This window comes from Bacillus sp. FSL W8-1143, assembly GCF_037965155.1.
Lineage (GTDB): Bacteria > Bacillota > Bacilli > Bacillales > Bacillaceae > Bacillus > Bacillus pumilus.
In genome coordinates, this window is the sequence record NZ_CP150182.1 from 614,616 (window position 1) to 636,568 (window position 21,953).

Sequence of the window (21,953 nt, forward strand, 5' to 3'; positions counted from 1 at the left end):
AATGAAAGACAGATAGGAAAAAATAGTGTATCATTTGAGTGAGGGAGCGTTGAAAAGATGAGTCAATTTAGCCACTTTAACGAACAGGGAAGAGCAAAGATGGTCGACATTAGTGACAAATCGTCTACCGTGAGAACCGCCGTTGCTGCTTCTAGCGTTCGTATGATAAAAGAAGTGTTTCATAAAATAGAGCAGCGTGAAATTGGAAAAGGCGATGTGCTGTCTGTTGCACAGGTTGCTGGCATTATGGCAGCAAAGCAAACATCTACCATCATTCCAATGTGTCATCCGCTTGCACTAAAAGGTGTGGATATCTCCTTTGATTGGGAGGAAGACGGAAATGCGCACATTCTGAACATACAAGTACAAGTGAAAACAAAAGGAAGTACGGGTGTGGAGATGGAAGCGCTCACTTCTGCTTCAGTATGTGCACTGACTGTTTACGACATGTGCAAAGCGATTGATAAAGGCATGATCATCGGTCCTACCTATTTAATTGAAAAGACAGGCGGGAAAAACGGTGATTTTCACAGAGCATCTGATATTTAAGTTGGAGGACCTTATATGAATATAGATCAGTCAAAAATTCCACAAGCGACAGCCAAACGTTTGCCGCTATATTACCGTTTTTTAAAAAATCTGCATGCATCAGGAAAACAAAGGGTGTCATCAGCAGAGCTTAGTGATGCAGTCAAAGTGGATTCTGCTACCATTCGCCGAGATTTTTCGTACTTTGGTGCACTTGGGAAGAAGGGCTATGGCTATAATGTCGATTACCTTTTGACCTTCTTCAGAAAGACACTTGACCAAGATGAAATGACCAATGTAATGCTCATCGGTGTCGGGAATTTAGGGACTGCTTTTTTACACTATAATTTCATCAAAAACAATAATACAAAAATTTCAATGGCTTTTGACGTCAATGAGAGTAAAATAGGAAGTGAGATAGGCGGCGTGCCTGTCTATGATTTGGATAAGCTTGAAGAGCATGTTCAAGAGGTAGGAGATATTCCTGTTGCCATTTTGACAGTACCTGCCGTAGCAGCTCAACCCATTACAGATCGTTTGATTGCCCTTGGCATCAAAGGAATCCTTAATTTTACGCCGGCTCGATTGAATGTGCCGGAACACATTCGAATTCATCATATAGATTTGGCGGTTGAACTTCAGTCACTTGTGTATTTCTTAAAGCATTACTCTGTTACACAGGAGGATTGACGAAAAGGGGTAAAGGGGGTGGAGCAAATGGGTCCGATCGGTCCTGGAAGTTTGGTTCTGATTGCGATTGTTGCGCTCATTATTTTTGGGCCGAAAAAGCTTCCTGAATTAGGAAGAGCAGCAGGAGATACATTACGTGAATTCAAAAATGCCACAAAAGGTTTAGCTGATGATCAGGAAGAAAAAAAGAAAAAAGAAGATCAGTAGAATAGGATGAGCTTCATGAATGTCAAAGATATGCCGCTTATGGAGCATATTGTGGAACTGCGAAAACGTTTAGTGATCATTGCGATGTTTTTTGTCGCCTTTATGGTGGCTGGTTTTTTTCTTGCTAAGCCGGTCATTGTGTATTTACAAAATACCGATGAAGCGGCCACACTGACACTGAATGCATTTAAGCTCACAGATCCGCTGTACGTGTTTATGCAGTTCGCATTTGTCATCGCTTTGGTTTTGACGTGTCCCGTGATTTTATATCAGCTTTGGGCGTTTGTGAGCCCCGGCTTATATGAAAAAGAAAGAAAGGTGACACTTGCTTATATTCCGATTGCACTGCTTTTATTTTTGAGCGGTGTGGCTTTCTCTTATTTTATTTTGTTTCCGTTTGTCGTTGATTTTATGATGCGAATGTCGAATGATTTAAATGTAGAGCAAGTCATTGGGATTCATGAGTATTTTACATTTCTGATGCAGTTAACACTTCCATTTGGCTTTTTGTTTCAGATGCCCGTTGTGTTGATGTTTCTCACAAGACTTGGCATCATCACACCGATGTTTTTATCAAAAATACGGAAGTATGCCTATTTTGTCCTCCTTGTCATTGCCGCACTCATTACACCACCAGAGCTTGTTTCTCACCTCATGGTTACCTTGCCGATGCTCGTTTTATACGAAGTGAGTATCGTCATTTCGAGAGTGACCTATCGCAAAATGCAGCAAACAGAGGAGAAAGAAAGTTATGATGTCACATAAAAAAGCATCGTGATCCAAATAAGGGTCACGATGCTTTTTCTATTATGAAAGGAATTGATTGATCGCTTGAAATAGATGCTGATAATAGGCAGTCTCATGCGGGACAAAATCTTGTATACAGACTACTCTGCTTTTCTCACGTCGTTCTCCGAATTCATCAACTTCAAAGCCATCAAGCTGCATGTTTTCACATTTTCTTGTGAAAAGCTGCTGTGCATCCATTAGCTTTGCTCTGTAAAGTCCAGCGACTTCTTCCTTTTGTAATTGAATGTTCATCTGCTCTTCTTGATGGACGTAAAGATAGACATGGCAACATTCACGATCAGTAAAACCGGGTAGATGGATTTCATCCTGTATAACACCTGCAAAGGCTAGATCTTCAAAAGGGACAGTAAGACCAAGCTCTTCTTCTACCTCTCTCACACCGTCAGAAGGCTGTTCATTTGCAAGAAGATGACCTGCTGCGGTGATATCAAAAAGAGAAGGGAAATCCTTTTTTGCGGGACTTCTTAGCTGAAAATAGAGATAGATGGTGTCATGTTCCTTTTTGAGAAGCCAAAAATGAAAGGTTTCATGCCAAAGGCCTTGGGCGTGGATATCTGATCGGGCAGCGACTCCAATCGTTTCATGCTGCTCATTTAAGATGTTCAGTTTTTCTTGTTCCATGAAAACTTGTCCTCCATAAAAAAACCATTTTCCAAGTACGGAAAATGGTTTTTGATTTATTTTTGCTGCTGTTTTTTGAGTTTGACTGAGAAGGCAAACATTTTAAGCGCGATATTAATATTATAGGCCGCAAACACCATCAGCAAAATGCTGTAAAATGACCACATGTCACCTGGATTTTGAATGGCCATATAGGTGAAAGCCACACCTACGGCAAAATAAATGATGCCCCATACAACAGGGTTTCTCATGAGAAAAAGCCTCCAATAATCATTTGCATTGTTTGAGATTGTTCTTCAATCATTTTTCTTACTGGCTCAATCTGCACAAGAATAACGAGTGAGTTCATCAGCATATGAGCAACGATTGGAACAATGATTCGTTTTGTTTTCGCATATAAAAAGGCAAAGGTAAAGCCCATTGCGGTATAAAGTAAGATATGAGCAAAATCGTTGTGTACAGCTGCGAATACGACTGAACTGACAAGCGCTCCAATGAAGAAATTTGTTTTTTCATAAATCACACCAAAAATGATTTTTCGAAAAATGATTTCCTCTAATATCGGTCCAATCAGGGCGATGACGATCACAAGCCATGGAACTGCATCCATTATGGCTAAAATGTTTTGAGTATTTTCGGATTCACGGCCAATGCCAAATGCATATTGTTCAATCGCTCCTGCAATCGATTGTGCAAAGAGGGAAAGAAAGAAACCACCAATGATCCAAGCGATTGCCGCGCCGACTGAAGCCGGTGCCTCATTTCGAAGTGAAGCTTTTGGCACAGTCCGAAGAATGAGCAGAATAATGATTAATCCGACACAGAAGCTGATAATTGTCCATGTACCTGACAATTTAGAGAGCTCTGCTTGTGTCATCGGTGTCTGAATGTAACCTAACCACTTCATGATGAATACATACGGAAACGCAGAAAACTGCACCAATATATACGTTAAGATGATGTACCAATATTGTTTTTTCAAGTAACGAAAACCCCTTTACTAAAAGAACTAGATTTATTGTAACACAAGTCTTCTTTTTCGATGAAAAGGAAAGAATCTGAGATGAAAAAAGATCATGAAAGCGTAAAAATTTTTAAAGGTTTTTACTTGAAATTGCAGAAGACATTCTTTATTATAATAAATGTGTTAGCACTCACTGGTGATGAGTGCTAAAAAAAGACTACATATAAAAATTGAGGAGGTTGTTTCTTATGTTAAAGCCATTAGGCGATCGCGTAATCATTGAACTCGTTGAATCTGAGGAAAAAACCGCTAGCGGTATTGTGTTACCGGATTCTGCAAAAGAAAAACCGCAAGAAGGTAAAATTGTTGCAGCAGGTTCAGGTCGTGTACTTGAAAGTGGTGAGCGCGTTGCGTTAGAAGTAAACACAGGCGACCGCATTATCTTCTCAAAATATGCAGGCACTGAAGTGAAATATGAAGGCAAAGAATATTTAATTCTTCGTGAGAGCGACATTTTAGCTGTTATTGGTTAATCACATAAAAAACATTGAGATACATTTTTAAAAAGACTGAGGAGGTTTCGTTATTATGGCAAAAGATATTAAGTTCAGTGAAGAAGCACGTCGCGCGATGCTACGTGGTGTAGATGCACTTGCAGATGCTGTAAAAGTAACTTTAGGACCTAAAGGACGTAACGTGGTTCTTGAGAAAAAATTCGGTTCTCCACTTATCACAAATGATGGTGTAACGATCGCAAAAGAAATCGAATTAGAAGATGCATTTGAAAACATGGGTGCAAAACTTGTGGCTGAAGTTGCAAGCAAAACAAACGACGTAGCTGGTGACGGTACAACGACTGCAACAGTTCTAGCTCAAGCGATGATCCGTGAAGGTCTTAAAAACGTAACAGCTGGTGCAAACCCTGTTGGCGTTCGTAAAGGGATCGAAGAAGCAGTGAAAGTAGCACTTGAAGGCTTGCACGAGATTTCTAAACCAATCGAAGGCAAAGAATCAATTGCTCAAGTTGCGTCTATTTCTGCAGCAGATGAAGAAGTTGGAAGCCTGATCGCTGAAGCAATGGAGCGTGTAGGTAACGACGGCGTGATCACAATCGAAGAATCTAAAGGGTTCACAACTGAGCTTGAAGTGGTTGAAGGAATGCAGTTTGACCGCGGATATGCTTCACCATACATGGTGACGGATTCTGATAAGATGGAAGCGGTTCTTGAAAATCCTTACATCTTAATCACTGATAAAAAAATCACAAACATTCAAGAAATCCTTCCTGTACTTGAGCAAGTTGTACAACAAGGAAAACCATTATTGCTCATTGCTGAAGATGTAGAAGGCGAAGCACTTGCAACACTTGTTGTGAACAAACTTCGTGGAACATTCAACGCAGTGGCAGTAAAAGCACCTGGATTCGGTGATCGTCGTAAAGCAATGCTTGAAGACATCTCTGTTCTAACTGGCGGAGAGTTAATCACAGAAGATCTAGGACTTGACCTGAAATCAACTGAAATCGGTCAGCTTGGCCGCGCGTCTAAAGTCGTTGTGACAAAAGAAAACACAACCATCGTAGAAGGTTCAGGAGATTCTGCTCAAATCGCAGCACGCGTAAACCAAATCCGTGCGCAAGTTGAAGAAACAACTTCTGAATTCGATAAAGAAAAATTACAAGAACGTCTTGCTAAACTAGCTGGTGGCGTCGCTGTCATCAAAGTTGGTGCTGCAACTGAAACAGAACTAAAAGAGCGTAAACTACGCATCGAGGATGCACTCAACTCAACTCGTGCAGCAGTTGAAGAAGGTATCGTATCCGGTGGTGGTACAGCACTTGTGAATGTATACAAAAAAGTCGCTTCAATCGAAGCTGATGGTGACGTTCAAACAGGTGTAAACATCGTTCTACGTTCTCTTGAAGAGCCAATCCGCCAAATCGCTCACAACGCAGGTCTTGAAGGATCAGTCATCGTTGAGCGCTTGAAAAACGAAGAAATTGGCGTAGGCTTCAACGCAGCAACAAACGAATGGGTAAACATGATCGAAAAAGGAATCGTTGACCCAACAAAAGTAACTCGCTCTGCACTTCAAAACGCAGCTTCTGTTGCAGCAATGCTTCTAACAACTGAAGCAGTCGTTGCTGACAAACCAGAAGAAGGCGGCTCAGGCGGTGGAATGCCGGATATGGGCGGCATGGCTGGAATGGGCGGAATGATGTAATTACGGATTTAAACCCTTATTAATCAAGGGTTTAACCGTAAGTCGCACTCATTTTGGTGCCATTTTGATACCACATAGAAAAATTAGAGGCTTTTCATTAGTTCTCCGAACTTTTGAGAAGCTTCTTTTTTCTGTCTTTTGTAATGTAGATGAGTTTTTTGATTTGAAAATTCATACATTGCATTGGTTAGCTCGCACCATGGCCGCCCAGAAGGAGACTTTTTTGATGTTGAAAGCTGTATAATTGAATATAGAGAAGTAAAAGTGATCATATTAAATCACCTTTAGGAAATTCCCCGCTTCATTTTACATAAGGTCATAAAAATACATATAACTAGGCAATGCATTGGTAGAATGATATAATACGCGCTCCAATCCCTTAATATATAGGGATTTTATGTAAGAATAGAGCGGGTTGTTAACATGAAGTTTTTAACGAAGGCTTCTCTTAAGTTGAACAAACTTGTGGGAAGCCTCTTTTTTCATTTATTATTTAACATTGTAATAAGTCATTCGTTCGATTACTTGATGTTGTGCTTCTTTGTAGCGGTTTTATACATCGTTTTTAGGGCAGAAAAATATTAAAAAAGAAGTCGCTCTTCCACAATATGAGCGGCTCCTTATTGTTTATATGTGATTTGATAAATCTTTGTATAATTCACACATTCTATTTGTTTAATAATCTTTTTAGCATACTTTTGGGTTTTACAGGATTTGAACTTTCAAGGATAAGGGTAGATAACTTCCCAAGCATTTCAGTTAATTCACTTTCGAATTCTAAGGTGTTATCATCAGTATTTGTATGAGCGTGAACCAACTCGTGCACAAGTGTACCTGCGAATGATTGTATATTTTTCAGTTGGCTACGTTTAATGATAATTCGTTTAGTGGACGGCTCCCATAACCCAAGTGCATCATTACCCGTATAATTGTCTGGTCGCATTGAATTGGAAATCACAATATCATTGACGAGATTACTCTTTTTTGGGAACCAACTTACAATGATATCTTTGTAATTGAAAATTTCTTTTTCTTTAGCCGTTAACTGGTTGACTTTTACGATATCAAATTCGAATTGTTCGTTCCATTCTAACGCATAAGTTTCCAAATTTCTGAAGTTATTACCATTCAGATCTTTACTAGTTTCAAGTTTATTCGCTAGTGAATCAGGAACAGTAATGATACGTATCCCTTCCTCCTTTGCGTAATTTAAGTATTTACCGCCATCCATTAAATCATAAGCACTTAAAAACATCACTTTTTTGTCCTTGCTACTTAATATTTTACAGGCGTGTAGTTGAACATCAACCCATTGTAATTCATCGTGATAATCTCCTGTTTGAATCCTTTGTAAATCATCCACCAGCTTTCTAGCAAATGTTGGGCTCTTACATTCTAAGAGAATAGACTTCACCCTGTCTGTGTAAGCACTTCTTCCTACATTTGTTCGCTCCCGATTTAAAGATTGACGAAGTTTCTTAGTGGTGGAAGTGATATTGTAAGAAAAGAGTAAATTGTCTTCCTCAGCTACACAAATTCCGTTAACGTAAATTCTTGAACGTTTTTTTTTGTTTTCAATGAGTTCCCCATACTTCGTTTTTTCAATTGTCTTTTCTCCGGAATAAAGTAAGAAGAAATCCTTGGCTTTTTCGATATCATCATCTTTGAGACCAGTAAACGTAAAGTCTGTGCCTACCAAATTAGGATTAGTCGGACTATGGACGATGGCGTGCAAGGTTACCAGATCGTCAAAGTCTCCCTTAGATAACTTCTTTATTGTAATATCACTATATTTTGATTGGATGAGGATTTCTACGTTCCTTCGATCGAATGTCGCCAATGCATCTTTTAAACCTACCCCGAATTTACCAATGACTTTATCTGGGTTCTCTGTCTTTTCTATATTCTCGTTTTGCGTTAGATGTTCATACTTTAGACCTCTCCCAAAATCTTTGATATGCCATTTATTATCTTCATCTTTAAAAATAAGGGGCTCTTTCGTGTTCGTTAAATTTGATTCATCCAGTGCATTTGCTATGATTTCTCTTAAGGCGTGAGGAATAGTCCAGTGCTCTAATACTTTTTCGATGTTCAAATCGAACTTTTTCATTATTAATGCTTCTCCTTTTTAATTGGTATTTTTTATAAGATGATTATACCTCATACTTTTGAAACTAGACTATAAATTGATGTTTATTTGTGGTTTTGTACCTCAAAATAGAACCTGTTAGTATATTCAAGATTGTCTCTTCTTTAATCTAAAATTATCCTCTGTATAAAAATATTTCTAAAATAGAAAAATATAAGTTGTGAAATATGATGTTATTTGTCATTGTGATCATATATAAAAAAAATTGAAGTGGTTGATATGACCGACTTCAGAGAGTTTTTATGGGAGACGCTGTCTGAGGAACTATTAAGAGAAGCAAAATGAAAAGCACTGTAGGCTTTAGATTGTGCTCGCATCATTGAAAAGATGATGCAGAGGGGGAAGTGGAAATGGCTGAAACAATGAAAGAGAGAGTAAAGGACGTATAAGAAAACCAATCTTATAATCAAGAGTGCTTTTTTGTTTTCAGAGAGATATGAGATACCTTGACTTATAATGTCACATTTTCTTTAAAATTACATAAAAAAATCCACTATTTCCATAAAAAATCAGATCAATTCCTTATAATAAAAGTATCTGAGAATGGGGAGTGAGTCGAGATGGACCAAAACTTGCTGCAAATGAATCAAGTGAGATCAGAGGATGAATTAGAGGTTGTGAATATATCTTCTACAGAAATTGGGGCGCTGTCAAAGGAAGCGGCTGAGCGGATTTTACAAACGAACGATACGGATAATATTCATCAACTGATGTATGTTCCGATTGAAAAGAAAGCAGATTTGCATTGGTTGATTCAAAGTGTTGGACAGGCGTTAGAAGATGAGGATGACGATAACGTTGCACTTGAATTGGCTGATTTGCTCTATTTCTTTGTCATTCCATTTTATAAGGAGTATATTTTGAGGGAACATCATTTGTATGAGTGTATAGATGATCTGTTGGTACGATTAGCATCGTGGGCTCACTCAGATATTCACACACTGGTCGATGCGATGAGAGACGATTTGTCTGTATAAACTTGAAAAAAGCTTGTAGAGCGATCCTCTACAAGCCTTTCTAAATTACTGGGCTCTTTCCCAAGTAATCTTTGTTTCATTTGTTTTTTTCTTTCCCTTTGCCAGCACTTTGCCGTTTTCTTGTTTCACGGTGATGTTTAGGTCGTAAAAGGAATAGAGAGCACCAAGACTGTCATTTTCGGGTTTGTGCAGGTTGTTTTCTTTTTCAGTTGAAGCTCCAATGGCCAGTGTCTTGGCAAAGTTTAAACCGATGACTTCAGCGTAATCACTATTGGTGTCAGAGGAAGCGATCACGTTTAATGAAATGACTTTTTTCTTTTGATCAACGGTAATCGCTGTGTCTTTTATGAGTTTAGACTGTTCCATGACTTCTTTCGTTTCTTTTTGAATGCGTTCATTGATCGTTGGAAGTGCCTTCGTTTCTGTTTTTTGTTCGTTTGTTGTATTTGAGCAAGCTGCTAGCATGAAGAGACTTGCAACTAGGCTCATGAAAACAAGTAGACTTTTTTTCACGTTCGTTCTCCTTTTTTCTTCGAAGTATGTATGTTTATGTTACCACGAATCCTTGTTTTGATTAAAAGAGAAGTGCTGATAAGCTGTGAACAATAAAAAGCACCCAAAAAGGGCGCTTTTTTCTTATTGTGCTGAAAGGCTTGTACTTAATGGAACAGAAGAAATGACGGTGAATTTAGGAGCTGCAGCACCTGATTCTAAATTTTTACGTAAAAGCGATGATTTGATGGACCCATCCCATTTTTTATAGACGCTTCCTGATGTATCTGCACGAAGCTGTACATTCGAGAAGCTTGCTTGTGTGTAGCTGTTTGCCCCATTATCCTGAACACCGTGTACCATTTTGACGACATCGAGGTTTTTCAGACGGCTAGGTTTGTAAACAGGCTGTTTATAGCGCAATTTCCCATTGACGTATAGTGAGACTGTGCCATCACCATTGTTGATGAGCTTTAAATTGACACGTGCACCATCCTTAATGCTCTTATCATATTCGCTGTTCCAATATTGACTGCCACCTTGTGAGCCGCTGCCAAGAAAGACCTTATAGCCAGAAGACGTTTTTGAAATACCGCTCTCTATAACGGCAGAGCCGAGACCGAGGTACCAGTCCGCATAGCCATTTTTAATGGTAGCTGTTTTCGGCAGCACAATATCAGCCGAGATACCTGACCATTTGGCCTCATCCGTTTGTGTCACAATCGCACCGTGACGAGGACTAGCTGCTGAGGCAGGTAGACTTGAAAGCATCAAAACCAACGCTAAACTCACACTTAAAACGATGAACCACTTTTTCATAAAAATCCCTCCTTATATTTGATTCATTTTTATTATATAAAATGAAAGAGAGGAGTTGCTTACATTGTTCTGGCTGATTTTGGTAATTTTTATGAACAAAATCGGTCTTAAAGTGGTCAATTTGTATTCGAATTGTAATGTGACTGTAAAATAACTGGGGGCATCTTCATGTATAATAAGTGCAGAAACCAAATACGGAGGATTTTTTAATGAATAAAAAGCTTATCGCGACAATCGTAACAGTAGCTAGTTTATTTTTGGCGTTTAGTTTCTCACATGGAGCAAGTGCAAAAAAAGTAAGCGGCAATATTACTTGGTATAATGGTGTCGGTAAAAAAGGCGCAGATGGAAAAAAACTCGGTCATTGGGATGCAGCAACTAAAATGGGATTTGACGTGCCAAAAAAAGGTACAAAACTAAGAGTGACAACAAAAGCGAAACCACATAAAGTGATTACAGTATATAAATATGATGTAGGTAGAATGCCAAACGCTGTATTAGACGTCAGCCCAAAAGCATTCAAAGCACTAGGGTTTAAAACAAGTAAAGGTGTCGTAAAAGGACATTACACTTATTAATACATAGGCATGCAAAGAAGCGGGAAAAGTTCATTTTCTGGCTTCTTTTCTTGTAGAGAGGGTCTGAAAGGCAATGAAAAAATCAACATGGTGGATCATCACGGTCATCGGAGTCGCAGTGATTGCGGCCATCATTTTCTTTATGATGAAGCCGGGGCAAGAGCCGAAGCATGCGGTAAAAGTGAAAACAAATCAGGATGCAAAAGACGAATTACTCGTTTCATTTACAGATCAACAGTTAAACAATACGTATTACTTGCATGACCGGGCGCTTCATACGGAGAAACTGACAGCCTATCCTTCGATTGCTTATGATTCTACGAAACAGCTTTTATATTACACGTATACGGATGAAGACACGCAAAAAGTGAGTATTCGAGAACTGAATGTAAAAACGGATGAAGAAAAAACGCTATTTACGAGTGAAGATTCCATCGACAGTATGAGGCTGTCTGGAGACGGGAAACAGTTATATCTTAGGTATAATAAGGATTCTGGGGAACAATTTTATGTCGCTATGTTTGATGTAAACACACACAAAGTGAAGGTATTATATCCAGAAAAAAGCAAGGATGACACGGTAAGTTCTTTTGCATATGATCCTGCGTCAAACCTTCTGGCAATCCAGCATTATTCCTTAAAAGAAGATTACAAGAAAACCGATGAAGCGAATGAAAAGGGAAGAGACCCTGAACCAACGACCATGAAGATCACCCTTCAAACAGGCGTGAAGGGGAAGCGAATTGCACGTATCTCGCAAACGATCAATGATATTTCATTTTCACCAGATCATAAGACATTGATTTATACAGAAGTGAAGGTGCGAAACGAAAAAGAAGTAGCCTCTATTAAAATGCTTGATGTAGAAACAGGAAAACAGGCGACACTCGTTAAGAACAGTAAGGATGTGCATATTTTAAGTGCAGCACAGCCGCAATTTTCTACGGATGGGTCTTCTGTTTATTTCTTAGGTGTTGCTAAAAGCGCAAAGGAATTAAAGGATGACACCGGACGAAAAGCAAAGGTAAGAACGATATTTGAATACAATATCAAGAAGAAAACAGTGGAAGCCGTTTGGGAGAAGGATGGCGGGATTGTTAACAATTTCACTGTCAATCGATAAAAGGTACGTTCAGTTATTTTTATATAACTGGACGTTTTTTTATTTTGCCATTTGACATGTTGCAGAAATTAAGGAATTTATGTAAGGAAAATCAGTTTTTAAGGTGGGAAACGTGTGGTATTTTCATATTTTGCTTAAGTGACAGAGGAAAGGAAAGAGAGTAATATGAGTGGACATAAAAAAACGAGAGGACAGATGCTTCTCGTTTTCTCTGATTTATTTGGTGTTATTGTCTAATAAGTTTTGAAAGATAAACAGGGCATTAATGGAGTGAGGGAATCCAGCAACTTTTGTACAGTGCTTAATAATCTCCATAATCTCTATGACAGAAAGTCCGATATGTAATGCTTGTTCAAAATGAGTCTTTAATTCTTCATCACAATCGCCTTTTGTAATGAGGGCAGATAATGTACTGATGGCCTTTTGTTTTTCATCTAAAATGAAGTGGTTGAATTCTTTTTGTTCACCGAGTTCAATTGTTAGCTGTTCAATATTTGACCGAATGCTCTCGTTTTTCTGAATTGAAAGCTTCTCTATGTTACCTGCCGTTGTTTCTTGTGTGATCTGGCAAGTCTCTTTTTCTTCATTCAAATTGAACTCCTCCGTTTTTTATCGCAATTTTCCATTTGTTCGTTCAGTGTGGCAAATGTGCCTTTTGATAGATGCAATGGGTATATAGTAGTATTATCGGTTTGCTGCGTCAATTTTTTAAGTGTTGAATGTACAAATAAATGCCATTTCAAGTCATGCATTGTTTTATTTTAGAATGATTCAATGAAAAGAAAGGAAAGGGCTAATATAACGCTGTCTGTTAGCCCTTCGCAATGATGTAGTCAATATATGTGTTTACGCATGTGACGGGAGATCGGTTTCATGTTACTTAATAATATCCATCGGCCGCATCATGTCATAATCCTCGTGCTCTAATATATGACAATGCCACACATACCTGCCGCTGTATGGAACAAAGCGAGCGATGATCCGAATGACTTCACCGGCATGCGCTTGAATGGTGTCCTTGTAGCCTTGTTCATGTAAGGGAGGTGCTTCGTTTGGTCCTGTATATACAATGTCCCCTGTCGATTGATAGACCTCAGTATCAAATGGTCTTCTGTCTATCACTCTGAATTGAACAAGGTGTAAATGAATAGGATGTGTGACTCTTGTTGGATTGACGATAGACCAAACCTCCACACTGCCAAGACGAGGATTTTCCGTGACAGGGTCATTCCAAAATTGGTTATCTAGCAATAAAATGGGGCGGCCGTATTTATCCTGTGTGCCGCTAAGTGTGAGCGTACGTTCTTTATCAGCTCGACTAGGACGAAGCGGTGGAAGCGGTTTGAAAATAGGCCGTAATGTTTTAGGTGCTCTCCCTTTTAGCGGACGTGTGACTTTAAATTGCATGATGTTCGCATCTGTTTCAGGATTCACTTCCTGTCCGCAGCCGGCTTTATTTTTAAGGATGATCGTTTTGTTTTCATAAGCTGAAAAATCGATGATGACATCAAATCGCTCAGCAGGAGCAATGCTAAAGGATTGATGGTGAACAGGTCTTGGTAAAAAGCCGCCATCAGATCCAATTTGCAAAATCGTCGCATCGTTGTCTAGATGCAGCTCGTAAGTTCTTGTATTGGACGCATTTAAAATACGAAAACGGTATTTTCGCGGCTCTACTTCTAAATACGGCCATACTTTTCCATTGACCAAAATGGTTTCTCCGCAAAAGAAGGGCACGATAGACGGATCTGGTATGTCACTGTCTTCTGGCGTGTTGTTTGGTCTGCTTGGATAAAACAGCGCGCCATCCTCCTGAAACGTACGGTCCATGATCATTAGCGGAATATCATACTCACCCTTCGGTAATTCTAGCGATTTTTCAAACGCATCTGAAATCAAATAAAATCCAGCTAATCCGGCGTACACATTTAATCGTGTCAATGCCATCGCATGATCGTGATACCACAATGTGCAGGCTTGCTGATGATTTGGGTATTCGTACACCTCTCGTTCAAAGAAGGGGCCGGTTGCTTCAAAGTCTCGTGAAAACCAAGCCTCTGGATAGCCGTCACTGCTTGCTGGTGTGACGCCGCCATGTAAATGAACGACGGTTTTGACTTCTGGTTCATCATGATGGCCTTCGTGAATGGTATGATCGACCGGTAGAAAATGCTTAAGTGGCAATTTGTTCATCCATTTCACTTTGACTTTTTCATTTCGATTCGCATGAATGGTTGGACCAGGCAAACTGCCATTATAGGTCCATAGCTTGGTTGGGGGCAGGTCTCTATGAACTTTTAGAAATACCTCCTCCATAGCGATTTCATAATACGTTTGTCTTGGGTTCTTTTTGACGGGCTTCGCAACTTCTGGAATTGGCAGCTCGTCAACAAATTTTTCTAGGTTCATGTTATCTAATCCTCACTTAAAATCCAATTTGATACAGTATAAGTGCGGACATCAAAATAGGTGAATAAAATAAAAAACCCGCTTTTCAGCGGGAGCATTACGGATGTTTATTTTCAAGCGCTGCATTTGCAGGCACTTTTTTATTCGGTTTAAAGAAGAAATAAGCGGCAAGCACACCGAAGGTAATGATACTCGTCAAAATGAGCTGCGGTCTCATTGATTCGATAAACAGCATTGATGCCAAGATGGCGCAAATGACCAAAATGGTAAAATACGTGAGGTATGGGAACAGCCACATTTTGATTTTGAGCTGTTCTGGATTTTCTTTTTCGATTTTACGGCGCATTCTTAATTGTGAAACAGCAATGACCAAGTAGACAAGAAGGGCAATCGCGCCTGATGCGTTGACTAAGAACAAAAAGATGGTTTCAGGATAAAAGTAGTTCATCATCACGGCAATGTAGGAAAAGAAGGTGCCTGCGACTGTAGCCGCTACGGGAACACCACGTTTGCTGATTTTCATAAAGCGTTTCGGTGCTTCGCCTCTTTCTGCCAATGAATAAAGCATTCTGGACGTTGTGTACAACCCAGAGTTTAAGCAAGATAGAACAGCTGTTAAAACAATGACGTTCATCACTTGAGCAGCCGATGGGACACCGATGTATTCTAATACCGCAACGAACGGGCTTGTTAAAATACTCGCTGAATTCCATGGAAGCAAGGTCACAACGACAGCGATGGAACCGACGTAGAACACGATGATACGCCATACAACAGAGCGGGTAGCTGTTGTCACAGACTTGACGGGGTCTGCTGATTCTCCGGCCGCTATTGCCACAATCTCGGTTCCCATGAAGGAAAAGATGACGACGACAATTCCGAGTAAAACAGAGCTGAATCCATTTGGAAGGAAACCGCCGTTCCCCGTTAAATTGGCAAGACCTACAGTATGATGACCACCAAAACCAAAGATAAATGCAAAACCGATGAGTAGAAAGAGAATAATGCTGACGACTTTTATTAATGAGAACCAATATTCAAATTCGCCAAAAGATTTAACAGAAAAGATATTTGTTAATGTTAAGAGGATAGTGAGGATAAGACTTGTGAGCCAAACAGGTGCATCTCCATACCAATACTGAATAATGGCAGCACCGGCAATGGCTTCGATCGCGATGACAATCACCCAGAAGAACCAATAAAGCCAGCCAATTGTAAAACCGGCCCATGGACCGATGGCATCGCTCGCATATTGTGAGAAGGATCCGCTTGTCGGATAGGCGCATGCCATTTCTCCAAGCATTCTCATAATAAAGATCACGAGAAGTCCTGCAAAAGAATAGGAAAGAATGGATCCAGGCCCTGCAGAATGAATGACAGCGCCGCTACCAACAAATAGCCCTGCGCCAATAACCCCAGCAATGGAGATCATTGAAATATGTCTTGTTTTCAGATTTTTTTGAAGACCGTTTGTCATGTTGGACATGTCTTTACCTCCAAACATTTCTCCTGATAGAGAATTTGTTTTTAGAATATTTTAAATTTTATCATACTGAATTGTCATTCAGCATTGGACAGGTTATCAAACTGACATTTCAAACCTCTTAACATGATGTTAAAAAGTATAAAGGATTTGAGAGATTATGTTCCCTCTTTTTCCTCTGTTCATTCTTAAAAATAGCATAAGATCGGATGGGGAGAAGTTGTGTCTCAAAATAAAATTATTCTGATAACTTCTCAGAAAGAGTGATATTGCCAATATAATCATCACAGAGTGAATTGGAGAAAGGTTGATGGGAGTAGGTCTTGAGGTCAATTGACCTTATAAAATTAAGTTTACTTAGGTCAACACATTTCTATGTATCCTATTTTGCTGACACAAGCGAATCATGTTGCTGTAGACCCACATGGGCTTTGCTTTGTAAGATAAATAATAGAAAAGTGATGTGTGAGGAGGCGCGGTTCGACATGGAGCGCTATAACGAATTAAGACAAGGTGAAACAGGTGCTTGGGTCAGCATCATTGCCTATGTGATCTTATCTGCGGTGAAACTTCTGATTGGGTATACGTTTCATTCAGAGGCTCTTTCGGCAGATGGATTGAATAATACGACGGATATTATTGCATCCCTTGCAGTGTTGATTGGATTGCGTATTTCTCAAAAGCCGCCTGATGAAGATCATCCATACGGTCATTTTAGAGCAGAGAATATTGCGTCACTTGTGGCGTCCTTTATTATGATGCTTGTTGGACTTCAGGTTCTGCTGAGTGCAGGCCAGTCGCTCTTCTCATCTAAGCATCAAACGCCCGATATGATCGCAGCTTGGACGGCAGCAGGAAGTGCTGTGGTGATGTATGGTGTGTATATTTACAACCGCAATCTGTCCAAACGGATCAATAGCCAAGCTCTTCATGCAGCAGCAGCTGATAATAAATCAGATGCGTATGTGAGTATCGGAACATTTGTAGGGATTATCGCCTCTCAATTTCAACTGGCATGGATTGATACGCTTGCAGCGTTTGTGATTGGGCTCATTATTTGTAAAACGGCGTGGGAGATTTTCAGAGATGCCTCTCATTCGTTAACGGACGGTTTTCATATAAAAGATATGTCCAAATATAAAGAGACCATTGAAGCAACACCTGGGGTGGGCGATTTGAAAGATATTAAGGCGCGGTATCTTGGAAGTACGGTCCATGTGGATGTAGTAGTGGAGGTCGAGCCGCACTTGAACATTGCAGAAAGCCATGATATTGCAGATGAGATCGAACGTAGAATGAAGAAGGAACATGATATTTTACACTCTCATGTTCATATGGAGCCAGCGGGTGAGCCAAAAGAAGAGAAGAAGTCTTATCCATCGTGAGAAGGCTTCTTTTTTTCTACGTGTTGATGTTTTATGCTATTGCACGTTGTATGGTAAAGTTAGACTATATGAAATTTAACGGAAACGTGATAGGAGGATCAGGATGGCATTTGATGAACCGATGCATTCAGATTTACAAAAAATCGTAGATAACATCAATAAAGTCATGGTTGGGAAGAAAGACATTGCGATATTAAGCCTTGTTGCGATTTTGGCGAAGGGGCATGTGCTGCTAGAGGATGTGCCTGGTGTTGGGAAGACGATGATGGTTCGTGCTTTGGCAAAATCCATTGGCTGTGAGTTTAAGCGAATCCAATTTACTCCTGACCTTTTGCCTTCAGATGTAACAGGCGTGTCGATTTATAATAAAAAGACAAATGAATTTGAATTTAGGCAAGGACCGATTATGGGGCAGATTATTTTGGCTGATGAGATCAACCGGACCTCTCCCAAAACACAGTCGGCATTGCTCGAAGCGATGGAGGAAGGCAGTGTTACAGTGGACGGAGAAACAATGCTGCTTGCTGATCCTTTTTTCGTCATGGCTACGCAGAATCCAGTTGAATATGAAGGGACCTATCCACTGCCAGAGGCACAAATGGACCGGTTTTTATTCAAGCTGCAAATGGGGTATCCGACCATGCTGGAGGAGCTGGAGGTACTCAACTTGCAGGAAAAGCAGTCCCCGATTGATACGCTCCAAGCAGTCATGACCAAGGATCATATCCATGCGTTGCAGCAAGCGGTTCAGACTATTCATGTGGATGTATCCATTAAAGAATATATTGTGGAAATTGCACAAGCGACGCGGCAGCATCCATCTGTTTATTTAGGTGTGAGTCCAAGGGGATCGATCGCCCTCATGAAAGCGGCTCAGGCGTATGCCCTGTTGAATCGGCGCGATTATGTGATTCCTGATGATGTACAGTATTTAGTGCCATATACATTACCGCATCGTATGATTTTGACTTCAGAAGCGACGTATGAAGGGAAGAAGGCGGAGACACTGCTGCGACAAATGCTTGAGCAAATTGGCGTGCCAGTTCAAAAGTCGATGACTCAATGAAATTAGGTCATCGTTTCGCTTTTTCATTATGGTTACGGGTGATGATGCTTATCATCCTCACTGCGGCAGTCTTTTGTTATGCCATGTTTCAGGGAGGGTTTGTGAGCTGGTTCCTTTTTTATGCATTTTTACCATATACTTTGTATGCTTTGCTGTTTGCGCTCGTTCCGCTGAGAGTGACAGTGAAAAGGACTTTACAACAAACCCGCTTGAAGGCGGGAGACGTGCTGCCTGTTGACCTTGAAATTAAGCGGACAAATCTATTTCCATACGTTTACGTCTTGATTGAGGATGATCCGCCGGACACCTTTCGTTTACAGGAACAAATTGAAATGAAGCAAATGCTGTTTCCTTGGTTTCGGAAAACATGGCGTTTTTCCTATCAATTGAATGATGTCATGCGCGGAGAACATCATTTGTCAGCAGTTCGAATCAAAACGGGTGATATGTTTGGTTTTGTGGAGAAAGAAGTCATCATTCCGTTAGAAAAAAAGCTGCTTGTTTATCCGAAAATGCTCGATCTTCAGGTGGAGTCTGCTGAGTCATTGAATGAAAATGGAGGCAAAGCGGTTCACTCGTGGTTAAATGAACCGACCCATGTGACAACAGGCGTAAGGGAATATCAGCAAGGAGATCGTTTTGCTTGGGTGGACTGGAAGACGACGGCTAGAAGGGGTCAGCTGATGACGAAGGAATTTGAACAGAATCAAACAAAGGATCTTGTCGTGTTTGCTGATTTTACCGACGAAGCGGTATTTGAGACCGTCGTGTCTATTGCAGCGTCTGTCCTACAATCGGCAGTGAAAAAAGGATTGCCTTCAGGTCTTGTACCTCTAGGAGATCAGCATGCCTTTCGAGTGGATCAAGGAGAACTTCATTTGCAGGACATGCTTTATTATTTAACAAGAGTGCAGCATCACCCTTCTCGCGTACAAGAGTATAAGGCGTTAGCAGCGAGTGAGTATCAGCATTCTGGAAAATATGTCATCACGGGTCAGCTGCAGGAAGAGCTTGCTGCGAGTCTCTTTGGAAATCGAAACAGAAAGAACATCACTGTTCTTTTAGTGAAGAGAGCCGTGGATCGATTCACGACAAAAGAAAAACAGCTTGTAGACCGGCTTAGGGCATCTGGAATACGCACGACCGTTTTATTTGAAGACCGGCTGTACGAAAGAACTGTGAGGTGACAAACATTTATGCTGCATACGCATCAGCGGCAAAGCCGTTTTGAGTTGTTCATCTATTATGCTGTAGCATTTCTGCTGCTTTGGGAGTGGCTTCGACCGCTTCAAGATTTTACAGAGACGAGTCATACGTCTTATTTCATCATTTTTATAGGGCTTACATGTTTGTTTACATTCTTTCGTTTGAAATGGTATGTGATGTTTCCTATTTGTACTGGCTTGATTCTACTCGCCTTATATTTGATCTTTTATCAAGCAGAGCCAAGCTATCCGGCTGCATTATTTGCTGATATCAAAGATAATATCACCTTGATGAGCACAGGCATGTGGAGTGACATGTACCCCTCCTTCCGCACATTATTGTTTTATATTTTGTTATGGCTGCTTGTCTACTTGCTTCATTATTGGGTGGTCTATCAGCAGCGTATCTTTTTCTTTTTACTCATGACGATTGTGTATGTCACCATTCTGGATACGTTTACGCCATATGATGCAACCTTTGCGATCGTTCGTATTATGGTGTTTGGTTTTTGTTTGCTTGGGTTGCTGTATTTCGATCGACTGCGTTCGGCTGAAGGCATTCGGGTGTCGCAGAAGGCGCGCCTAAAGTGGTTTTTGCCCATGCTGGCGCTCGTTCTTCTGTCAGCGACACTCGGCGCTTCTTTACCAAAGTCTGATCCGAAATGGCCTGATCCTGTCCCATTTTTTAAGGCGGTGACGAATCAAGATGGCTCTGCCGGACAGAATAAGGTGGGATATAGTACAGATGATTCTTCGCTTGGCGGACCGTTTAGTGAGGACCGCACGCCGGTCTTTAAATGGATCGGTAAGGAGCCGTCCTACTTTCGTGTCGAAACAAAGAGCATCTACACCGGAAAGGGCTGGGAGGATGCCTCAAATGATACGAAGCCTACGCGGCTAAAGGACCATGATGTGCCGAATCGGTGGTTTACTAATCGTGTGAAAACTGAGGAGCATGAAACGAGGATCGATATGGAATCGGACTATCGATTTAATCATGCCGTCTATCCGATTGGGACGATCATGCTGACGCCAATGGAAAACATTCCGCTGCAAATAATGGGTAAAACGGAGAAAATCGTCCCATCCATTCAAAATCCGCCTAAAAATTTAGGGAACTACCAAGTCAGCTTCTTATCGCCTACATTTATCCTTGAGGATTTGCAGAGCATCAAAGTACCGACAAAGCAAAAGGTCAATCAGGAGGTTGGCCGTGAATACTTGCAGCTTCCTTCCTCATTGCCAGAGCGAGTGAAAACATTGGCAAACAGCTTAACGGAAACGAAGGATAATATGTACGATAAGGCCAAAGCGATTGAGGACTACTTAGGGTCAGCGAAGTTTTCATATGAAACGCAAAATGTCGCTGTGCCTAGTCGTAATGAAGATTATGTGGATCAATTTTTATTTGATACGATGATCGGCTACTGTGATAATTTTTCATCCTCTATGATTGTGATGCTCCGTTCGATCGGGATTCCGGCGAGATGGGTGAAAGGGTACACGTCAGGTCAATTATATGAAACACAGATGGATGGAAACAATGTGTATGAAGTAACCAATAACAATGCGCATTCATGGGTAGAGGTGTATTTTCCAAATAGAGGCTGGGTGACCTTCGAACCGACAAAAGGGTTTACGAACCCAGAGACCTTTACAAATGAATCGGTTTCTAGCGATCAGACAGATGATGATCAAAAGGAAGAAGATCAGCCTAGCTCTAATACAAACGAAGATCAGCAGGCAGAACAGCCACAGCAGCAGGAGACAGCGCAGCCGGCTGAACCAAAGAAACAAACAGCGCAAGCGAAGCCTAATATGGTACATGTTGGTTCAATCCTTGGTTTTGCGGCAGGAGCTATGATCCTTCTAGGATTGATAAGCTGGCTGCTTTATCGATTCAGAGCAAGATGGCTGCCATTCTTTATTGTGAGCAAGGTGAAACGTCTGCCAGAGGAGGAAGCATTCTTTTATGCGTATGCTGCTCTATTAAAGCAGCTGAAACGCAGAGGAATTGAGAAAAAACCTGGCATGACGCTGAGAGAATTCGCTTCTTTGATCGATGACAAGGATGGAGATCATCGGATGTCAGAGCTGACGCAGCTCTATGAGCGGGCGCTCTATCGACGAGAAGATGCATCGGCGCTTTGGCGGCAGTCGGCGAAGTTATGGGAAAATTTAATAAACAGGAGATAGTCTTGACCGCGTACCTTCCTGTTGTTAG

General features: G+C 40.7%; 22 protein-coding genes. 13 read left to right on the forward strand and 9 right to left on the reverse strand.

Annotated features, from left to right (window positions below; genetic code table 11):
• Positions 1–57 precede the first annotated feature (57 nt).
• The 4 genes from moaC to tatC are packed head-to-tail and all read left to right on the forward strand — an operon-like array spanning position 58 to position 2,190.
• Positions 58–549: a cyclic pyranopterin monophosphate synthase MoaC gene (gene moaC, locus NSQ36_RS03080; protein ID WP_003214058.1), complete on the forward strand. Its 492-nt coding sequence runs from the start codon at positions 58–60 to the stop codon at positions 547–549.
• Between the two features lie 15 nt (positions 550–564).
• The gene (locus NSQ36_RS03085) at positions 565–1,218 is read left to right on the forward strand and encodes a redox-sensing transcriptional repressor Rex (RefSeq protein ID WP_003214118.1); all 654 of its coding nucleotides are present in this window, start codon (positions 565–567) and stop codon (positions 1,216–1,218) included.
• A 27-nt stretch (positions 1,219–1,245) separates the two neighbouring features.
• The gene (locus NSQ36_RS03090) at positions 1,246–1,425 is read left to right on the forward strand and encodes a twin-arginine translocase TatA/TatE family subunit (protein WP_003214302.1); all 180 of its coding nucleotides are present in this window, start codon (positions 1,246–1,248) and stop codon (positions 1,423–1,425) included.
• A gap of 6 nt (positions 1,426–1,431) precedes the next feature.
• Positions 1,432–2,190 carry a twin-arginine translocase subunit TatC gene (gene tatC / locus NSQ36_RS03095; protein ID WP_095117754.1) on the forward strand — a complete coding sequence of 253 codons (759 nt, stop codon included), beginning with the start codon at positions 1,432–1,434 and terminating at the stop codon, positions 2,188–2,190.
• A gap of 42 nt (positions 2,191–2,232) precedes the next feature.
• Here tatC and NSQ36_RS03100 read toward each other — a convergent pair whose 3' ends face one another.
• The 3 genes from NSQ36_RS03100 to NSQ36_RS03110 are packed head-to-tail and all read right to left on the reverse strand — an operon-like array spanning position 2,233 to position 3,838.
• Positions 2,233–2,856, reverse strand: a complete 624-nt coding sequence (locus NSQ36_RS03100; protein ID WP_339206730.1) for an NUDIX domain-containing protein — start codon at positions 2,854–2,856, stop codon at positions 2,233–2,235.
• Between the two features lie 56 nt (positions 2,857–2,912).
• Positions 2,913–3,107, reverse strand: a complete 195-nt coding sequence (locus tag NSQ36_RS03105; protein WP_003213897.1) for a YdiK family protein — start codon at positions 3,105–3,107, stop codon at positions 2,913–2,915.
• Positions 3,104–3,838, reverse strand: a complete 735-nt coding sequence (locus NSQ36_RS03110; RefSeq protein ID WP_050945674.1) for a CPBP family intramembrane glutamic endopeptidase — start codon at positions 3,836–3,838, stop codon at positions 3,104–3,106. The genes NSQ36_RS03105 and NSQ36_RS03110 overlap by 4 nt, the downstream gene beginning before the upstream one ends.
• A 230-nt stretch (positions 3,839–4,068) precedes the next feature.
• Here NSQ36_RS03110 and groES point away from each other — a divergent pair, with 230 nt between their 5' ends.
• A complete protein-coding gene (gene groES / locus NSQ36_RS03115; protein WP_003214120.1) occupies positions 4,069–4,353 on the forward strand; it encodes a co-chaperone GroES in 285 nt (94 codons plus the stop codon).
• A gap of 55 nt (positions 4,354–4,408) precedes the next feature.
• Positions 4,409–6,043 (forward strand): chaperonin GroEL, encoded by a 1,635-nt coding sequence (gene groL / locus NSQ36_RS03120; protein WP_339206733.1) that lies wholly within the window; start codon positions 4,409–4,411, stop codon positions 6,041–6,043.
• Positions 6,044–6,710: 667 nt separating this feature from the next.
• On the opposite strand, the gene NSQ36_RS03125 is transcribed toward groL, so the two are convergent.
• Positions 6,711–8,153: an ATP-binding protein gene (locus NSQ36_RS03125; protein WP_137055472.1), complete on the reverse strand. Its 1,443-nt coding sequence runs from the start codon at positions 8,151–8,153 to the stop codon at positions 6,711–6,713.
• A gap of 599 nt (positions 8,154–8,752) precedes the next feature.
• Between NSQ36_RS03125 and NSQ36_RS03130 the strand changes: the two genes are divergently transcribed.
• Positions 8,753–9,169 carry a hypothetical protein gene (locus NSQ36_RS03130; protein ID WP_309217225.1) on the forward strand — a complete coding sequence of 139 codons (417 nt, stop codon included), beginning with the start codon at positions 8,753–8,755 and terminating at the stop codon, positions 9,167–9,169.
• Between the two features lie 45 nt (positions 9,170–9,214).
• Here the strand turns inward: NSQ36_RS03130 and NSQ36_RS03135 are convergent, their stop codons facing one another.
• Entirely contained in the window at positions 9,215–9,682 is a 468-nt protein-coding gene (locus tag NSQ36_RS03135) for a hypothetical protein (protein ID WP_050945677.1), read from the reverse strand.
• A gap of 123 nt (positions 9,683–9,805) precedes the next feature.
• Positions 9,806–10,480, reverse strand: coding sequence for a hypothetical protein (locus NSQ36_RS03140; RefSeq protein ID WP_339206736.1), 675 nt, complete (start codon positions 10,478–10,480; stop codon positions 9,806–9,808).
• 209 nt (positions 10,481–10,689) lie between these two features.
• Between NSQ36_RS03140 and NSQ36_RS03145 the strand changes: the two genes are divergently transcribed.
• Together NSQ36_RS03145 and NSQ36_RS03150 are read left to right on the forward strand one after the other, a co-directional pair.
• Positions 10,690–11,058: a septal ring lytic transglycosylase RlpA family protein gene (locus NSQ36_RS03145; protein WP_044141453.1), complete on the forward strand. Its 369-nt coding sequence runs from the start codon at positions 10,690–10,692 to the stop codon at positions 11,056–11,058.
• A gap of 73 nt (positions 11,059–11,131) precedes the next feature.
• Complete coding sequence (locus NSQ36_RS03150; RefSeq protein WP_268458116.1) at positions 11,132–12,181, forward strand: hypothetical protein; 1,050 nt, start codon at positions 11,132–11,134, stop codon at positions 12,179–12,181.
• A gap of 216 nt (positions 12,182–12,397) precedes the next feature.
• Here NSQ36_RS03150 and NSQ36_RS03155 read toward each other — a convergent pair whose 3' ends face one another.
• The 3 genes from NSQ36_RS03155 to gabP all read right to left on the reverse strand — a co-directional run bounded on the left by NSQ36_RS03155 (position 12,398) and on the right by gabP (position 16,076).
• Entirely contained in the window at positions 12,398–12,772 is a 375-nt protein-coding gene (locus NSQ36_RS03155; protein ID WP_003214068.1) for a carboxymuconolactone decarboxylase family protein, read from the reverse strand.
• A 285-nt stretch (positions 12,773–13,057) separates the two neighbouring features.
• On the reverse strand, positions 13,058–14,590 hold the full coding sequence (locus NSQ36_RS03160; RefSeq protein WP_050945680.1) for a multicopper oxidase domain-containing protein: 1,533 nt from the start codon (positions 14,588–14,590) through the stop codon (positions 13,058–13,060).
• A gap of 97 nt (positions 14,591–14,687) precedes the next feature.
• The gene (gene gabP / locus NSQ36_RS03165) at positions 14,688–16,076 is read right to left on the reverse strand and encodes a GABA permease (RefSeq protein WP_137055467.1); all 1,389 of its coding nucleotides are present in this window, start codon (positions 16,074–16,076) and stop codon (positions 14,688–14,690) included.
• A gap of 482 nt (positions 16,077–16,558) precedes the next feature.
• Here gabP and NSQ36_RS03170 point away from each other — a divergent pair, with 482 nt between their 5' ends.
• From NSQ36_RS03170 to NSQ36_RS03185, 4 genes are all read left to right on the forward strand, one after another.
• On the forward strand, positions 16,559–17,458 hold the full coding sequence (locus NSQ36_RS03170) for a cation diffusion facilitator family transporter (RefSeq protein WP_003214299.1): 900 nt from the start codon (positions 16,559–16,561) through the stop codon (positions 17,456–17,458).
• A gap of 103 nt (positions 17,459–17,561) precedes the next feature.
• Positions 17,562–18,524 (forward strand): MoxR family ATPase, encoded by a 963-nt coding sequence (locus NSQ36_RS03175; protein ID WP_050945682.1) that lies wholly within the window; start codon positions 17,562–17,564, stop codon positions 18,522–18,524.
• Positions 18,525–18,625: 101 nt separating this feature from the next.
• Positions 18,626–19,711 carry a DUF58 domain-containing protein gene (locus NSQ36_RS03180; RefSeq protein WP_236638974.1) on the forward strand — a complete coding sequence of 362 codons (1,086 nt, stop codon included), beginning with the start codon at positions 18,626–18,628 and terminating at the stop codon, positions 19,709–19,711.
• 9 nt (positions 19,712–19,720) lie between these two features.
• The gene (locus tag NSQ36_RS03185; RefSeq protein WP_113386773.1) at positions 19,721–21,925 is read left to right on the forward strand and encodes a transglutaminaseTgpA domain-containing protein; all 2,205 of its coding nucleotides are present in this window, start codon (positions 19,721–19,723) and stop codon (positions 21,923–21,925) included.
• The last annotated feature ends 28 nt before the right edge of the window (positions 21,926–21,953 follow it).

Excerpts from the sequence above, each read along its gene's own strand:
- NSQ36_RS03185 (WP_113386773.1), top strand. The coding sequence starts at position 19,721 with ATGCTGCATACGCATCAGCGGCAAAGCCGTTTTGAGTTGTTCATCTAT.
- NSQ36_RS03105 (WP_003213897.1), bottom strand. The coding sequence starts at position 3,107 with ATGAGAAACCCTGTTGTATGGGGCATCATTTATTTTGCCGTAGGTGTG.
- NSQ36_RS03085 (WP_003214118.1), top strand. The coding sequence starts at position 565 with ATGAATATAGATCAGTCAAAAATTCCACAAGCGACAGCCAAACGTTTG.
- NSQ36_RS03145 (WP_044141453.1), top strand. The coding sequence starts at position 10,690 with ATGAATAAAAAGCTTATCGCGACAATCGTAACAGTAGCTAGTTTATTT.
- NSQ36_RS03100 (WP_339206730.1), bottom strand. The coding sequence starts at position 2,856 with ATGGAACAAGAAAAACTGAACATCTTAAATGAGCAGCATGAAACGATT.
- NSQ36_RS03130 (WP_309217225.1), top strand. The coding sequence starts at position 8,753 with ATGGACCAAAACTTGCTGCAAATGAATCAAGTGAGATCAGAGGATGAA.
- NSQ36_RS03170 (WP_003214299.1), top strand. The coding sequence starts at position 16,559 with ATGGAGCGCTATAACGAATTAAGACAAGGTGAAACAGGTGCTTGGGTC.
- gabP (WP_137055467.1), bottom strand. The coding sequence starts at position 16,076 with ATGTCCAACATGACAAACGGTCTTCAAAAAAATCTGAAAACAAGACAT.
- groL (WP_339206733.1), top strand. The coding sequence starts at position 4,409 with ATGGCAAAAGATATTAAGTTCAGTGAAGAAGCACGTCGCGCGATGCTA.
- NSQ36_RS03175 (WP_050945682.1), top strand. The coding sequence starts at position 17,562 with ATGGCATTTGATGAACCGATGCATTCAGATTTACAAAAAATCGTAGAT.
- groES (WP_003214120.1), top strand. The coding sequence starts at position 4,069 with ATGTTAAAGCCATTAGGCGATCGCGTAATCATTGAACTCGTTGAATCT.
- NSQ36_RS03140 (WP_339206736.1), bottom strand. The coding sequence starts at position 10,480 with ATGAAAAAGTGGTTCATCGTTTTAAGTGTGAGTTTAGCGTTGGTTTTG.
- NSQ36_RS03125 (WP_137055472.1), bottom strand. The coding sequence starts at position 8,153 with ATGAAAAAGTTCGATTTGAACATCGAAAAAGTATTAGAGCACTGGACT.
- tatC (WP_095117754.1), top strand. The coding sequence starts at position 1,432 with ATGAGCTTCATGAATGTCAAAGATATGCCGCTTATGGAGCATATTGTG.
- NSQ36_RS03090 (WP_003214302.1), top strand. The coding sequence starts at position 1,246 with ATGGGTCCGATCGGTCCTGGAAGTTTGGTTCTGATTGCGATTGTTGCG.
- NSQ36_RS03150 (WP_268458116.1), top strand. The coding sequence starts at position 11,132 with ATGAAAAAATCAACATGGTGGATCATCACGGTCATCGGAGTCGCAGTG.
- NSQ36_RS03160 (WP_050945680.1), bottom strand. The coding sequence starts at position 14,590 with ATGAACCTAGAAAAATTTGTTGACGAGCTGCCAATTCCAGAAGTTGCG.
- moaC (WP_003214058.1), top strand. The coding sequence starts at position 58 with ATGAGTCAATTTAGCCACTTTAACGAACAGGGAAGAGCAAAGATGGTC.